This window comes from Pseudomonas fluorescens, from assembly GCF_001708445.1.
Lineage (GTDB): Bacteria > Pseudomonadota > Gammaproteobacteria > Pseudomonadales > Pseudomonadaceae > Aquipseudomonas > Aquipseudomonas gorinensis.
The window spans coordinates 3,502,474-3,517,604 of the sequence record NZ_CP015637.1; the positions used below are offsets into that span (position 1 = coordinate 3,502,474).

The window sequence follows — 15,131 nt, forward strand, 5'->3', positions numbered from 1 at the left end:
TCATGGAAACTTCATTTACCAAGACAGCTCGCCCCCGTTCGTGGACAGATATAACAGTCCTTAGCCTCGCGTTGACCAGCATTCTATTGGTGATATGGGTTGTATTCAGTTATCGGGGGTCATGGCCTGGATACGATGAGATGGTCGTCAGCTTGCCGCATCCAGCAGCCTGGCTGCGCTGGGTGCTGGGAGATATCAGCGAGGTTGCCTTCTACAAGCATGAACTTGCTTCACTTGGTCTATTAGGCGGTGCTTACCTGGCTTGGTGGGCGAGCAAGCGCAATAAAGCCTGGCAGGGTTTTCCCATTTCCTATGGCACTGGATTGTGGCCTTGGCTTGTGACCAGCTCCCTGTTAGGGCTGCTGTTGAGCAATCTGCTATGGGGTTGGAGCATCACGGCAGAAACATGGCAACCGACGTTTGCAGCATTCGTTTCGTTGCCGGCAGCGATGGTGCTGATGTTTGGCGGTGGCTGGAAGGTCACACTCAACGCCGCGGTGCTTGGGGCATTGCTGGTTACGCCGATGTGCTTGTTGATCGTCAACTTTGTATGCGTGCCACTCGGCTTGCCGGTGGTCATCGGTAATGTGCTGGGCATGGCGGTGGGCAGCGTCATCGCGTTCATGCTGCTTCGCCGAGCCCCCTCAATAGTGCGCTCGGATTACGTCGCCCCAACCAAACCATTGCCGACCAGTCCACCCACTTATGGTGTCGTATGGAGTCTGCGCCGAGTACTAGCAGACTTCTCCGAAGCACCATTCTTTGGGAATGAACTTGCCAGTCTTGGTCTGTTGGCGGGAGTGTTGCTGGCCTATGCCCTGAACCCCATGAGCCCGGCGTACGGATCGGGACTGGTGTTGCACATGGTCGCCGCGCAGGCTCTGACGTCAGCGCTGGGTGTAGTGATATGGAGGCATCAATGGATCAAGCAAGGCTGGTATCCGACTTACGTTCCACTGGTCTCGGTGGTGCCTGCAGCAGTATTGACCCACGGCGGTAGCGGCGCCGTGATTGCCTTAAGTGCAACACTGGGTGCGTTAATCGCACCGCCGTTGGCGTGTGCTATCACCCAGCGGTTACCTGGACACTTTCACCCCTATATCGGCAATGTAATTTCAATGGCGATCAGTACGCTATTGGTTGTGCCTCTGATCGGTAAATTAATCACATAAGCTTGAGTGGTGAGGGGGTTCTACACCCCCCTCCCCTGAAATGGCGTAGATCCCCCCTGTCAGCAACCGACAGACCTTTACCGACCACATTGCCGAAGGTCCTGCTCGATCCTTTCCGCGCAATTGATCATTTGAGCCTGGCGAACAGCGTGCACGTCGTCCTCGCAAAAATGCACCACCCCCTCTAGTGCATTCGCACTCCGTGACGGGCAATTGATCTGCACTATCTTTAAGCCCGGGTGTCGTACTTCCCATGCGCCCCTCCCCCGCCCGGGACACGGATCGCCAACCACGGAGAAACCATGAGCCAGGACGTCTTAGCCAAAGAAACCAACCGCCGCCAACTGCAGCAGATCATTTCCGGTCTGTCCGACGGTGTGATACTGGCCGAGGTCGACCAGACCATCCTCTGGGCCAATGAAGCCGCGCTGACCATGCACGGTGTCAGCGACGTCCTGGCGCTGGGCGCCAACACCGAGCAGTACGCCAAGCGCTTCGCCCTGCGTTATCGCAACAACCACCCGCTGCCGCTGGACAGCTACCCGCTGAGCCGTGTGGCGGCCGGTGAAGAATTCAGTGATGTGGTGGTGGAAGTCACGCCCCTCGACGACGACCACCGCAGTTGGGTGCACCGCCTGCGCAGCCTGGTGCTGACCGATGCGCGCGGGGAGCCGGAGTTGCTGGTGCTGATCCTCAGCGATGCCACCGAATGGGCCAGTGCCGAACAACGCTTCGAGAAAACCTTCAACGCCAACCCGGCGCCCGCCGTAATCTGCCGCCTGAGCGACCTGCGCTATATCAAGGTCAATCAGGGGTTCCTGGAGATGACCGGCTACAACCGCGACCAGGTGATCGGCCGCTCGGTGTATGAACTGGATGTGCTGGAACAGGCCGAGCGCAAGGACCTGGCCATCCAACGCCTGAGCGAAGGGGCGACCATCCCGCAGATGCAAGCCGAACTGCGCCTGCCCGAAGGCGGCAGCAAGTTGGTGATCGTCGCTGGCCAGCCGTTGGACATGAATGAGGAAGACTGCATGCTGTTTTCCTTCACCGACCTGGAGCCACGACGCAAGGCGGAAATCGCCCTGCGCCAGAGTGAAGAACGCTTCGCCAAGTCGTTTCGACTGACCCCGGTGCCCACCCTGGTATGCAGCGCCGCCAACCGCCAGGTGGTGGATATCAACGAGGCGTTCATGAACATCACGGGCTACATCAGTGAAGAGTTGATCGGCAAGGCCATCGAAGACATCGACTTTATCGACAGCGCCCAGGCCTGCGCGCAGCTGTTCACTACCTTGGAAAAAGCCGGCAACCTCGATGGGCTGGACCTGAAGGTGCGCAAGAAAGGCGATGAGGTGATCGACTGCGTAGTCTCCGCCGACACCGTGATCATCCAGGACGTGCCCTGCTACCTGATGGTGTTGATGAACATCACCGAACGTAAACGCTCGGAGCTGGAACTGGTGGCGGCCATCGAAGAAGTGATGCAGGACGCTTCCTGGTTCAGCCAGACCCTGATCGAAAAACTGGCCAATGCCAAGAGCGTCAACAGCCCCAACCTGCCAAACGTTACCTTCACCGACCTCACTGCCCGCGAGCGCGATGTGCTCGGATTGATCTGCGAAGGCCTGGCCGACAAGGAGATCGCCTCACGCCTTAAACTGGCGCCGAATACCGTGCGTAACCATGTGGCGACGGTGTACTCCAAGCTGGGGGTGCACAGCCGTAGTGCAGCCATCGTCTGGGCCCGTGAACGCGGGTTGTTTGCCGGAGAAATGCGGGTCAAGAACAAGCGCTAAAAGTGCAAATGCACTAGTGAGGCTAGTGCGAATTCGCCTTATCGCGTGTCGTTGCAGTCCTTAACCTTTCAGGGTGAGCACAGGTCTTTGAACCTGTGCAGTCGCAAAACGACCCCCTTGAAGGAACCCACATGTTCACCCTCTCTCAACTGCGAAATTGCATCGAAGAAGGCCTGGCGCCGCTGACCTGCGAATTCACACTGTGCCGGGACGCATCGCTGACCCTCAAGGTCTACGACGCTCAAACCGGTCGGGTCGACCTGGTCGTGACCGGCATCAACACCAATCGGCTGCAGACCCCACAAGAAGTGGAAAAGATGGTCGAAGAGCTGCGCTACGAACTGCAAAGCAACAACATGGGCAAGCTCATGATCGATGACTTGCCTTCAACGACGAACCAATGAAATAGAACACCCCACCCGCGACGATAAACGCACCGAGCATGTAGAACATGTAGTGTGCCGGCAGGCTGGCCAGCACCAGCCCACACAATACCGGCCCCAGGGCGGCACCGAGGTTCGACAGGTTCTGCGCGCCGTAGTACATGCCCCGCAGGTGGTCCGGGGCAATCCGATCGATAAACATATACTCGGCCGGGAACACGATGATTTCCCCAATGGTGAACACCGCCATCGCCAGCACCCACCACCACACGCTGGTGGACAGCGCGAAACCGACCAAGCCCAGCATGAACATGCTCAGGCCGAAGATCAGCCAGCGGCTCAGGTGACGGTGGGAAATACGTCGGCCAATCACATACTGCAAGGCAATCACCAGCACGGCATTGGTGGTGAGTACGGCGCTGATCACGGTGTAGGTATATTCCGCCGTGGTGGTGGTCACCAGGTACTGCGACAGGTACGCGGTGAACTGGCCGAACACCACCGCACTGAGCAGGCCACCCAGGGTGAAGCACACCAGGCGATGGTCGCGCAGCAGCACGCCGCCAACGGCCAGGAATGACACCGGTTTTTGCATCGCATCGGCGGTAGCCAATGAGCGATCACCCCAGCGCCAGTACAGCAGGAAAAACCCCACCCCCAACAGGGCCGACAGAATGAACGGCAGGCTGATATCCAGCTTGGCCACCATCGCGCCAAACCACGGCCCCACCGCATAGCCGATATTGGTCAGGGTGTACTTGATGGAAAACACTTCACTGCGCGCCTCTTCCGGCAACAGGCTGGCGAAACCGGCCTTGACGGCAATGTCGATCACCGCATAAGCAAGGTTGATCAGGATCAGGCAGCTGTAGAACGTCCAGATATTCTGCGCGAGTACCGTGCCGACAAAGCCCAGCGCAAATAGCACGCTCAACCCGAGCAGCAGCCGATAGCTGTTGATGCGATCGACCAGAAACCCGCCATAGACGCTGAGCAGCGAACCGACAATCAGCGAACTGCCGATGACCAGGCCGACCTGGCTGATGTCCAGTGCAAAGTGGCTGGTCAGGTAGATCACGAGGTAGGGGAAGGTGATGGCTTTGGCCAGCGTCAGCATCAAGGTAGCCGACAGCAGCAGGTTCACGGTGCGGGGGTAGTTTCTTATTGTGGCAAGCATCCTGCTCTTTTCCTTGAAGGTAACGCGACCATTTCAGCCGGTTACCTTAACCCAGGAATCTCGAAAAAAGCAGGTGCTGCCACCGGCTTATTTCTTGACTGGGGTGATCTCGAGAATGGTGCCGTTGGTGGTTTTGAGCAGCACGAACTTGTCACCCACCCGTGCCCACTGGCTGTCTTCTTCGGGTTGCTTGAGGCCGCGCTTTTTCCAGTCGCTGACGGCCGACTCCTTGCGCATCAGGATATCCGGAGCGCGGTCGCCCTCTTTCAAGTCGCGGGTGTTGATGTTGGACGGCTGCACAGTTTCCTGCGGGGTATCTCCAGCCTGCACGACAAAGCTGGCGGTGGACAGGCTGGCGGCGACCAGCAGGCAAGCAGCGAGTGTTCTGGACTTCATGGGGGCTCCTTCAATGAATGACGCGTACCCAGGTTCCGACCGCAGGCACGGGGAATCATTCAGCCAGAAGTGAGCAGCACGAACTCCTGGCGCCGTCGAGGGCGAACAAACACGGCTCCGACTGCATGGGCATTGCCTGCGTGAAATTAATCCTGTAATTTTTCATGAAATTATTCGACATAAATTTCATGAGCCAACAAGAAGAACTCGCCACCCTGGCTGCGCTGATCCACGACCTGCGTAAGCACAAGAAGCTCACCCTCGCCCAATTGGCGCGAAAAATCGAGCGTTCGGTGGGCTTCCTGTCCCAAGTTGAGCGTGGCCTGTCGCGCCCGACCGTGGCGGATCTGACCGCCATCAGCCACGCCCTCGATGTGCCAACCACTTACTTCTACAGCCGGCCCAAACCCAAGGCCGTGGACTGGGTGACCCGCCCGAATGAGCGGCGCACGGTGTATTACGCCAATGGCATCACCGACATCCTCGTCTCGCCCAGCATGAACGGCGCGTTCTCGATGCTCGACAGCCTGCTGGCCCCCGGCGCCAACAGCGGCGAACAGAGCATGAGCGACCGCGCCGAGCAGGCCGGTTTTGTACTGGAAGGCGAGTTGACGCTGTGGGTGGAAGGCGAAGCCGAATCGGTGACCCTGGGCCCCGGCGACAGCTTCCACTTGGCCAGTTACGCCCATTGTCGCTATGCCAACCTGACCGATCTGCCCGCCCGCGTGCTGTGGGTCTACAACTAGGAGCAACACCCGTGAAAAGCCATGCCTCCACGTTACTGGCCGAAGTACGGACCTTTCGCCAGAACCATCCCGACGTGCGTTACGTCGACCTGATCGCCCTGGACATCCCCGGGCATTTCTACGGCAAGCGCTACCCGGTGGAGATGCTGGAAAAAGTCGCCGCCGGCGGCCCATTGAAATTGCCGCAAAATGCCGTGCTGCTGGGAACTCAGGGCGGGCTGTTCAAGATCGGCGACTACTGCTTCAACGACGGCGACCCCGACGCCAACCGCCGCCTGGTGCCAGGCACGCTCAAGCCAGTGAGCTGGGAGAGCCAGCCCCTGGGGCAGATGCTGATCACCTCGGACGGCACCGAGGCGCCCATCGAATTCGAGCCTCGGGAAGTGTTGGCCAAGGTGCTGGAGCGTCTGCACCACAAAGGCATTCACCCGGTGGTCGCGTTTGAGCTGGAGTTCTACCTGTTCGACCGCAAGCTCGACAATGGCCTGCCGCAATATGCCCGTGACCCGTTGAGCGACGACGCCGATGACCAGCCCAACCTGCATATCGAACGGCTGTCACGTTTCTCGCAAGTGCTCGACGATATGGCGCAAACCGCCAAGGACCAGGGCATCGACATCACGGTGATCACCGCCGAACTCGGCCCTGGCCAGTTCGAGATCAACTTCGGCCACTTGGACGATGGCCTGCGTGCCGCCGACTGGGCCGCCCTGTTCTGCCGCAGCACCCGTGGCGTCGCGCTCAAGCATGGCTACCGCGCCAGCTTCATGGCCAAGCCCTACCTGCAATTTCCCGGCAGCGGCATGCATGTGCATGTCAGCCTCTATGACGGCGCCGGCAATAACTTGCTCGCGGCGCACCAGCAGCAACCCCTGCGCCATGCCGTTGCCGGCTGCCTGGAGTTACTGCCGCACTGCATGCCGATATTCTCACCGAACCACAACGCCTTTCGCCGCCTGGGCGGTACGGTCAACGCGGCAACCCGTGCGAGCTGGGGCTTTGAAGACCGCGATGCGTGCGTGCGCATTCCCGAGTCCGACCCACGCAACCTGCGCATCGAACACCGCCTGGCCAGCGCCGATGCCAACCCGTACCTGGTGCTGGCGGCGATCCTGGCCGGGCTGGAACATGGGCTGGAGGCCAAGCGCGAACCCATCACACCGCTGAACGAGGACCGCACCAGCGGCGCCGACTTCCCCCTGGAAATGCTCGACGCCGTGCGCGCCATGCAACATCACCCCGTGGTACGCGATAAGCTGGGGGCGGAATTTGTCGACGTGTACTGCGAAAACAAGCGTCAGGATCACTTGGCGTTTCAGCAAGAGATCAACGCGCGGGAGTACCGCTGGTTTCTCTAACCCCCACAGGAATCACCGATGACCGACCAAAGCGCCCCGGCCCTCAAGGAAATCTTCAACGTCGAACGCCTGCAACACATCGCCACCGAAATGAGCGCGGTGTATCCGGCGTTCGACGCCAAGGGTTTCCTCAAGCATGCGAAGGCCGGGTTGGCCGAGTTGTCGGTGATGCAGCGCATGGCGCGGGTCAGCGAGAGCCTGCACGCGGTAATCGCGCTGGATTACCCGCAGACCCTGAAATTGCTCTACGCCTTGGCGCCGCGCCTGAACAGCGGGTTTGTCAGCCTGTTCCTGCCGCACTACGTGGCGAGTTACGGCCGGGATGACTTCAAGCGCTCCATGGCCGCGCTCAAATACTTCACCACGTTCGGTTCGGCCGAATTCGCTATCCGGCACTTCCTGTTGCACGATTTCCACCGCACCCTGGCGGTGATGCAACAGTGGTCGCGGGATACCAACGAACACGTACGTCGCCTCGCCAGCGAGGGCTCGCGGCCACGCCTGCCCTGGTCGTTTCGCCTGGCCGAAGTGCAGGCCAACCCCGAGCTGTGCGCGTCGATCCTAGACAACCTCAAGGCCGACAGCAGCCTCTACGTGCGCAAGTCCGTGGCCAACCATCTCAACGACATCACCAAGGACCACCCGGACTGGGTGCTCAGCCTGATTGAAGGCTGGAACCTCGACAACCCCCACACCGCCTGGATTGCCCGCCATGCACTGCGCAGCCTGATCAAGCAAGGCAACACCCGGGCACTGACGATCATGGGCGCAGGGGCCAAGGCCGAGGTGAAGATTCATCATTTGAACGTCTCCCCGGCGGTCATCAAACTGGGCGAGCGCATCAACCTGTCGTTCAGCCTGGAGTCCACCGCCGCCACCGCGCAAAAGCTGGTGGTGGACTACGCCATCGACTATGTCAAAAGCGCCGGCCACAGCGCGGCCAAGGTGTTCAAGCTCAAGGCCTTCACGCTGGCGGCGGGTGAACATCAACGCATCAGCCGCGAGCAGCACATCCGCGAACTGACCACGCGTAAGCACTACCCTGGCAGGCATAAGGTGCATGTGCTGGTGAATGGGGAGCGATTGGGCAGTGCGGAATTCGTATTGCGCGATTGACTCGATTCAACCAACGCCACCCATCAAAGTGGGAGGGGGGCTTGCCCATGACCGAATTTTTGTGGCGAACGGGCTTGTTGTGGCGAGCGGGCTTGCCCCGCGTTGGGCTGCGAAGCAGCCCCAATAAAGCAGAATGCGGTGTATCAGATATTGCCGGGGCGGCTGGTCTTGGGGCTGCTTCGCAGCCCAACGCGGGGCAAGCCCGCTCGCCACAACAAGCCTACTAGCCACAACAAGCCCGCTTGCCACAATAAGCCTGCTAGCCACAACAAGCCCGCTTGCCACAATAAGCCCGCTCGCCACAGGGGCTCCAGTTTGCTGCGCGACAGCGCCAAGTTGGAGATTTAGCGGAGCCTCCCACATTGTTGATCCGGTTTCTTCAGTTGGATTCGCCGAGCAGCAGCGGCTGCTCCCGCGCGCACAACTCCACCACGTAATCCCACAACACCCGCAGCCGCACCGACTTGTGCAACTCCCTGCGCGAGCTGATCCAGTAGCTGCGCTGAATCCCCTCCCCCGGCAGCAACGGCACCAGGTCGGGGTCGCCGGCGGCCATGAAGCACGGCAACACGGCAATCCCCAACCCCGAGCGTGCCGCCTGGTGCTGGGCGATCACACTGGTGCTGTGGAACACCACCTTGGGGTTACGGCAGAAACTGCTAAGGAACTTCAATTCCTGGCTGAACAGCAGGTCGTCGACATAATCGATCCATGAATGGGCCGCGAGGTCTTCGCGTTTTTCAATCGGTGGCGTGCGCGCCAGGTAGGCGCGGCTGGCGTAGAGGGCCAGGCGGTAGTCGGTGAGCTTGCGCGTTACCAGTTGGTCGACGCTGGGGCGTTCGAGGTGAATACTGATTTCCGCTTCGCGGTTGAGAATGCTGACAAAGCGCGGCACCGCCACCAGCTCGACTTCCAACCCTGGGTAGCGCTCGAACAGCCCGCCCATGCGGCTGGCGAGGAACATCACGCCCAGGCCCTCGGCCACGCCCAGGCGGATCTTGCCTAGCGGGGCGGCGCTGTGGGTGAGTTCGTCTTCGGCCAGCAGCGCGACGTTTTCCATGGCTTCGGCGTGCTTGAGCAAGGCTTCGCCAGCAGGCGTCAGCTCGTAGCCCTGGGCGTGCTGCACAAACAACGCCGTACCCAGGCTTTTCTCGATGGCCTCGATATGCCGCGCCACCGTGGCGTGGGTAGTTTTCAGGCGCTGTGCGGCAGTCAGCAGGCGGCCGCTGCGCTGCAACTCCAGGAAATACCGCAGGTCATTCCAGTCGAACATGTCGCCTTTCTCCCTTGGGCATAAATAATGACTTAAGCCTCGCCACAACAAGCTCGTTCGCCAAAGGGGCTGGCGCCTACCGGCAGCGCTGTTTAAAAACGCACAGCAGCTGGGTAAAAACTAACATTTTTAAGACGAAAACTAACAACTAGGATGGAGCCAATAAGAAAAACAAGCGAGACCTCAGATGCCCATTGCAGCTGCGCAATACGATTACGTGGTAGTAGGCGCCGGCCCCGCGGGTTGCCTGCTGGCCAATCGACTGTCCGCCAACCCCGCCCACCGCGTGCTGCTGCTCGAAGCCGGTGGTCGCGACAATTACCCCTGGATCCATATCCCCGTCGGCTACCTGTTCTGTATCGGTAACCCGCGCACCGACTGGTGCTTCAAGACCGAAGCCCAGGAGGGCCTGCAAGGCCGCGCCCTGAGTTATCCACGCGGCAAGGTGCTGGGGGGCTGTTCCTCCATCAACGGCATGATCTACATGCGCGGCCAGGCCCAGGACTATGACGGCTGGGCGGCGGCAGGCAACGCCGGCTGGGCCTGGAAAGACGTGCTGCCGCTGTTCAAGCAGAGCGAAAACCATTTTGCCGGCGGCTCGGAATTCCACAGCGATGGCGGCGAATGGCGGGTAGAACAACAACGATTGTCGTGGCCGATCCTGGATGCGTTTCGCGACGCCGCGGCGCAGAGCGGCATTGCCAACATCAGCGACTTCAACCAAGGCGATAACGAAGGCTGCGGCTACTTTCAGGTCAATCAGAAGGCCGGGGTACGCTGGAATGCGGCCAAGGCATTTCTCAAGCCGATCCGCCAACGGCCTAACCTGACCGTGCTGACCGAGGTGGAGGTCGACCGTGTGCTGCTGGAGAACGGCCGCGCCTCCAAGGTACTCGGGCGCCAGCACGGCCAGCAGGTCAGTTGGGAAGCCCGCAAGGAGATCGTGCTATGCGCCGGCTCCGTCGGTTCGCCGGGTATCCTGCAACGCTCGGGAATCGGCCCCGCCCATGTGCTCAAGCCGCTGGGCATTGACGTGGTGCATGAACTGCCGGGTGTCGGCGGCAACCTGCAAGACCACTTGCAACTGCGGCTGATCTACAAGCTGGAAAACGCCCGCACCTTGAACCAGATCGCCGGCACCGTGTGGGGCAAGATGGGCATGGGCCTGCGCTACCTGTATGACCGCAGCGGCCCGCTGTCGATGGCGCCCAGCCAGCTCGGTGCGTTTGCCCGCTCCGGCCCGGAACAGACCTCGGCCAACCTTGAATACCATGTACAGCCGCTGTCCCTGGAGCGTTTTGGCGAGCCGCTGCATGCCTTCCCGGCCTTTACCGCGTCGGTCTGCGACCTGCGCCCGCACAGCCGTGGCCGCATCGATATCCGCTCAGCCAACCCGGCGGATGCACCGCTGATCCAGCCCAATTACCTCAGCCATCCGGAAGACTTGCGCGTCGCTGCCGATGCCATTCGCCTGACCCGGCGCATTGTGGCGGCGCCGGCCCTCAGCCAGTTCAAACCCGTGGAGTACCTGCCCGGCGATGCGTTGCAAACCGAAGAGCAACTGCACGAAGCCGCCGCGCGCATCGGAACGACTATCTTCCATCCCGTGGGCACCTGCCGCATGGGCGATGACAAGGACGCGGTGGTCGACGCGCAACTGCGCGTGCATGGCGTGCCCGGCCTGCGCATCGCCGATGCCTCGATCATGCCGCGCATTACATCCGGCAATACCTGTTCACCGACGCTGATGATCGCCGAGAAAGCCGCGCAGTTGATCCTTTCACCGAATACTGCAGGAGCCAGCAGCCAACTCGAGAAAAATGCAAAGGCGCCACGTTCAGCCAGGTTTCCCGCGTAATCGTTGACGATTTTCGCGAGCAAGTCCGCTCCTGCTGAGGAACGGAAAACAGACCGGCGCCGAGGTTGGCGCCGACAGTGGAACAACAATAAATAATCACTGTGAGGGATACCCGATGTCAGAACATGCTCAAGTCCTGGGCTCGGCGGTCAGCCCGAGTACCGCCAGCGAATCAAGGAAAGTCATTTTCGCCTCGTCCCTGGGGACGGTGTTCGAGTGGTATGACTTCTTCCTCTACGGCGCCCTGGCGGCGGTGATCAGCAAACAGTTCTTTGCCGGGGTCAACGACACCACGGCGTTTATCTTTGCCCTGATGGCCTTTGCTGCCGGCTTTGTCGTACGACCGTTCGGCGCCCTGGTATTCGGTCGCCTGGGCGACATGATCGGACGCAAATACACCTTTCTCGTCACCATCATCCTGATGGGCGTCGCGACCTTTTGCGTCGGGCTGTTGCCCACTTACGCCAGCATCGGCATCGCGGCGCCGATCATCCTGATCGTGCTGCGCATGCTGCAAGGCCTGGCGCTGGGTGGTGAATATGGCGGTGCGGCCACCTATGTCGCCGAACATGCGCCGGTCGGCAAACGCGGTCTCCACACCAGCTGGATTCAATCCACTGCCACCCTCGGCCTGCTGCTCTCGCTGCTGGTGGTGCTGGCATGCCGTTACTTCACCGGTGACCAGTTCGAAGTCTGGGGCTGGCGCATTCCGTTCCTGTTTTCCATCGTACTGCTGGGCATTTCCACCTGGATCCGCATGAGCCTGCATGAGTCACCCGCCTTCCTGAAGATGAAAGAGGAAGGCAAGGCGAGCAAGGCGCCGATCCGTGAGTCCTTCGGCAAATGGGAAAACCTCAAGGTGGTGCTGATTGCGCTGTTCAGCATCAACGGCGGGCAAGCGGTGACCTTCTACGCGGCGCAGTTTTATGTGCTGTTCTTCCTCACGCAGTTCCTGAAGATGGACCCGGCCCTGGCCAACATGCTGTTGATCATCAGCGTCGTGATCGGGGCGCCGTTCTTTATCTTCTTTGGCTGGCTCTCGGACAAGGTTGGACGCAAGCCGGTGCTGATGCTCGGCCTACTGCTGGCCACCGCGTTGTACTTCCCGATCTTCAAGAGCCTGGCGCACTACACCAACCCGGCGATGGACCAGGCCAGCCACCAGGCGCCAATCACCGTACTGGCCGACCCGGCCACCTGCACCTTCCAGTTCGACCCGGTAGGCAAGGCGCGTTTCGACAGCCCCTGCGACAAGGTCAAGACCTTCCTGGTCAAGCAAGGCCTGCCCTACAGCAGCGCCGCCGCCCCGGCCGGCAGCCCGGTGCAAGTGAGCGTGGGTGAAGTGCGTATCGATGGTTTTGACGAAGCCGCCCTGCGTGGCGCGGTGGCGCTGGCGGGTTATCCGACTTCGGCGGATGTGGCCCAGGTCAACAAGGTGATGGTGGTGGTGCTGATCGTCGCGCTGATCCTGATCGCAGCCATGTGCTACGGCCCGCTGGCGGCACTGATGGTGGAACTGTTCCCGACGCGCATCCGCTACACCTCGATGTCCCTGCCTTACCACATCGGTAACGGCTGGTTTGGTGGGTTCCTGCCAACCGTGTCGTTTGCCCTGGTGGTGTACACCGGCGATATCTTCTATGGCCTGTGGTACCCGGTAGCGGTGACTGGCGTTAGCCTGATCGTGGGGATGTTCTGCCTCAAGGAAACGCGGCATGTGGATATCGATAACAACTAAACCGATCTTCTGAACACAGGAGATCCCCTGTGGGAGGCTGCCCCTCCCACATTTTTTCCAGCGCCACACAAATAGCTGTATATCCATCCATATAAAGGTTGATCATTTCCCGTCTTTTGCCCATCCTGCTCCCCATTCAACTCTGTATCGAATGGGCTGACCATGCGGCTGTTCCTCTGTGAAAAACCCTCCCAGGCCAAGGATATCGCGGCCGTGCTCGGCGCCAGTCGCCGTGGCGACGGTTGCTGGCTGGGCAGCGGAGTCACCGTCACCTGGTGCATCGGCCACCTGCTGGAAACCGCCCCGCCCGACGCCTACGACGCCAAGTACAAACGCTGGGTGCTCGCCGATCTGCCGATCGTCCCGCAAACATGGAAAATGCGGGTCAAGCCCAAGACCGCCAGCCAATTCAAGGCGGTCAAGCGCCTGCTGGGGGAAGCCCAGGAACTGGTGATCGCCACCGACGCCGACCGTGAAGGCGAAATGATCGCCCGGGAACTGGTGGAACATTGCCGTTATCGCGGGCCGATCCAGCGGCTATGGTTGTCGGCGCTGGACGACGCCTCCATTCGCAAGGCCCTGGCCGCACTCAAGCCCGGTGCCGAGACCTTCAGCCTGTATCACTCGGCGTTGGGCCGCTCCCGCGCCGACTGGCTGATCGGCATGAACATGAGCCGCCTGTTTACCTTGCTCGGCCGTCAATCCGGCTACCAAGGCGTGCTGCCAGTGGGGCGCGTGCAAACCCCGACGTTGCGCCTGGTGGTGGACCGCGACCGCAGCATCGCCGACTTCGTGCCGGTGGCGTACTGGGCGATCGATGTCGACCTGCGTCATGAGCACATGACGTTCACCGCCCAATGGCGCGCCGCCGAGGACGCCTGTGACGACCAGGGCCGCTGCCTCAACCCGCAACTCGCCCGGGACGCCGCCGACGCCATGACCCAGGCCGCCCGCGCACAGTTGGTGAAGTTGCGCACCGAACGCATGCGCGAAGTGGCCCCCCTGCCCTTCGACCTGGGCACCCTGCAGGAAATCTGCTCGAAGAAGCTCGGGCTCGGCGCCCAGGAAACCCTGGATATCGCCCAATCCCTCTACGAAACCTACAAGGTCATCACCTACCCGCGCAGTGACTGCGGCTACCTGCCATTGAGCCAGCACAGCGAAGCGCCGAAGATTCTCGCCGCGCTGGGCCGCGCGGATGCGGCAGTGAACGAGTTGATGCCGCATATCGACCCCCAGCGCCGCTCACGAGCCTGGAATGATGCCAAGGTCAGCGCCCACCACGGCATCATTCCCACCGGGGCAGGCAAGGACGTTGGCCAACTCACCGGCAAGCACCGCGCGGTCTACACCCTTATTCGCGCGCGCTACCTGGCGCAGTTTCTGTCCAACCACGAATACGATCGCACCCAGGCGGATTTCGACTGCGCGGGCCAGGCGTTACGCGCGGTGGGCAAAGTCGTGATCGAAGCGGGGTGGAAACGGGCCTTGCCCGAAGCCCTCGCACCGGCCAAGGGGCGCGAAGCCCCGGCCCCCCAGGCCTTGCCAACACTGGTGCAAGGCCAGGAATACGCAGTGGCCAAGGTCAACCTGAAGGACCTGTGGACCCAACCGCCCAAGCCCTTCACCGAAGGCGACCTGATCAAGGCGATGAAAAACGTCGCGAAACTGGTGGAAGACCCACTGCTCAAACAAAAACTCAAGGACACCACCGGCATCGGCACCGAGGCCACCCGCGCCGGCATTATCCAAGGGTTGCTCGACCGGGGTTACCTGGTGAAGAACGGCAAGGCACTGTCGGCAACCCCGGCAGCCTTCAGCCTGATCGACGCGGTACCCCGCGCCATCGCCGACCCCGGCACCACCGCGATCTGGGAGCAGGCGTTGGACATGGTGCAAAGCGGCGAGATGAGCCTGGAAGAATTCGTCGCCAAACAGGCGGCCTGGATGAGCAAGCAGGTGGCGCGCTGCAACGGCATGCGCATGACCATCATGGGGCCGGCCAGCCCGGCGGGCCGAGGCGCCGCACCGTGGAAAAAGAAGCGCAAGGCCGCACCCCGCAAGACCGCCGGCAGCCCCAAGCGCGGCAAAAAGCCGGCGAATGCGGGATGAAAG

The 15,131-nt window shown here is 61.1% G+C and carries 12 protein-coding genes; 9 read left to right on the forward strand and 3 right to left on the reverse strand.

The annotated features are described in order from the left end of the window. Positions 1-2 precede the first annotated feature (2 nt). The 3 genes from A7317_RS15455 (at position 3) to A7317_RS15465 (ending at position 3,375) form a co-directional block, all read left to right on the forward strand. On the forward strand, positions 3-1,172 hold the full coding sequence (locus A7317_RS15455) for a hypothetical protein (protein ID WP_172831351.1): 1,170 nt from the start codon (positions 3-5) through the stop codon (positions 1,170-1,172). Positions 1,173-1,474: 302 nt separating this feature from the next. Beyond that, complete coding sequence (locus tag A7317_RS15460) at positions 1,475-2,971, forward strand: PAS domain S-box protein (RefSeq protein ID WP_024074518.1); 1,497 nt, start codon at positions 1,475-1,477, stop codon at positions 2,969-2,971. 131 nt (positions 2,972-3,102) lie between these two features. Next, entirely contained in the window at positions 3,103-3,375 is a 273-nt protein-coding gene (locus A7317_RS15465) for a DUF1652 domain-containing protein (protein WP_024074517.1), read from the forward strand. Here the strand turns inward: A7317_RS15465 and A7317_RS15470 are convergent. Next, positions 3,338-4,531: an MFS transporter gene (locus tag A7317_RS15470; protein ID WP_069076240.1), complete on the reverse strand. Its 1,194-nt coding sequence runs from the start codon at positions 4,529-4,531 to the stop codon at positions 3,338-3,340. The two genes, A7317_RS15465 and A7317_RS15470, sit on opposite strands and share 38 nt — an antisense overlap. A gap of 87 nt (positions 4,532-4,618) precedes the next feature. After that, positions 4,619-4,927 carry an RcnB family protein gene (locus tag A7317_RS15475; protein WP_024074515.1) on the reverse strand — a complete coding sequence of 103 codons (309 nt, stop codon included), beginning with the start codon at positions 4,925-4,927 and terminating at the stop codon, positions 4,619-4,621. 188 nt (positions 4,928-5,115) lie between these two features. Here A7317_RS15475 and A7317_RS15480 point away from each other — a divergent pair, with 188 nt between their 5' ends. The 3 genes from A7317_RS15480 to A7317_RS15490 are packed head-to-tail and all read left to right on the forward strand — an operon-like array spanning position 5,116 to position 8,147. Next, complete coding sequence (locus A7317_RS15480) at positions 5,116-5,673, forward strand: helix-turn-helix domain-containing protein (RefSeq protein ID WP_041160891.1); 558 nt, start codon at positions 5,116-5,118, stop codon at positions 5,671-5,673. 11 nt (positions 5,674-5,684) lie between these two features. Continuing rightward, a complete protein-coding gene (locus A7317_RS15485) occupies positions 5,685-7,031 on the forward strand; it encodes a glutamine synthetase family protein (protein WP_024074513.1) in 1,347 nt (448 codons plus the stop codon). 18 nt (positions 7,032-7,049) lie between these two features. Continuing rightward, a complete protein-coding gene (locus tag A7317_RS15490; protein ID WP_024074512.1) occupies positions 7,050-8,147 on the forward strand; it encodes a DNA alkylation repair protein in 1,098 nt (365 codons plus the stop codon). Between the two features lie 379 nt (positions 8,148-8,526). Here the strand turns inward: A7317_RS15490 and A7317_RS15495 are convergent, their stop codons facing one another. Further along, entirely contained in the window at positions 8,527-9,420 is an 894-nt protein-coding gene (locus tag A7317_RS15495) for a LysR family transcriptional regulator (RefSeq protein ID WP_069076241.1), read from the reverse strand. Between the two features lie 187 nt (positions 9,421-9,607). On the opposite strand from A7317_RS15495, the gene A7317_RS15500 reads away from it, so the two are divergent. From A7317_RS15500 to A7317_RS15510, 3 genes are all read left to right on the forward strand, one after another. Then, positions 9,608-11,278, forward strand: a complete 1,671-nt coding sequence (locus A7317_RS15500) for a GMC family oxidoreductase (RefSeq protein ID WP_069076242.1) — start codon at positions 9,608-9,610, stop codon at positions 11,276-11,278. A gap of 115 nt (positions 11,279-11,393) precedes the next feature. Then, positions 11,394-13,016 carry an MFS transporter gene (locus A7317_RS15505; protein ID WP_024074509.1) on the forward strand — a complete coding sequence of 541 codons (1,623 nt, stop codon included), beginning with the start codon at positions 11,394-11,396 and terminating at the stop codon, positions 13,014-13,016. 162 nt (positions 13,017-13,178) lie between these two features. Then, positions 13,179-15,128 (forward strand): DNA topoisomerase III, encoded by a 1,950-nt coding sequence (locus A7317_RS15510; protein WP_069076243.1) that lies wholly within the window; start codon positions 13,179-13,181, stop codon positions 15,126-15,128. Positions 15,129-15,131 lie beyond the last annotated feature (3 nt).

Bases quoted from the DNA above. Each gene is read 5' to 3' on its own strand.
- A7317_RS15455 (WP_172831351.1), top strand. From the start codon at position 3: ATGGAAACTTCATTTACCAAGACAGCTCGCCCCCGTTCGTGGACAGAT.
- A7317_RS15460 (WP_024074518.1), top strand. From the start codon at position 1,475: ATGAGCCAGGACGTCTTAGCCAAAGAAACCAACCGCCGCCAACTGCAG.
- A7317_RS15465 (WP_024074517.1), top strand. From the start codon at position 3,103: ATGTTCACCCTCTCTCAACTGCGAAATTGCATCGAAGAAGGCCTGGCG.
- A7317_RS15470 (WP_069076240.1), bottom strand. From the start codon at position 4,531: ATGCTTGCCACAATAAGAAACTACCCCCGCACCGTGAACCTGCTGCTG.
- A7317_RS15475 (WP_024074515.1), bottom strand. From the start codon at position 4,927: ATGAAGTCCAGAACACTCGCTGCTTGCCTGCTGGTCGCCGCCAGCCTG.
- A7317_RS15480 (WP_041160891.1), top strand. From the start codon at position 5,116: ATGAGCCAACAAGAAGAACTCGCCACCCTGGCTGCGCTGATCCACGAC.
- A7317_RS15490 (WP_024074512.1), top strand. From the start codon at position 7,050: ATGACCGACCAAAGCGCCCCGGCCCTCAAGGAAATCTTCAACGTCGAA.
- A7317_RS15495 (WP_069076241.1), bottom strand. From the start codon at position 9,420: ATGTTCGACTGGAATGACCTGCGGTATTTCCTGGAGTTGCAGCGCAGC.
- A7317_RS15500 (WP_069076242.1), top strand. From the start codon at position 9,608: ATGCCCATTGCAGCTGCGCAATACGATTACGTGGTAGTAGGCGCCGGC.
- A7317_RS15505 (WP_024074509.1), top strand. From the start codon at position 11,394: ATGTCAGAACATGCTCAAGTCCTGGGCTCGGCGGTCAGCCCGAGTACC.
- A7317_RS15510 (WP_069076243.1), top strand. From the start codon at position 13,179: ATGCGGCTGTTCCTCTGTGAAAAACCCTCCCAGGCCAAGGATATCGCG.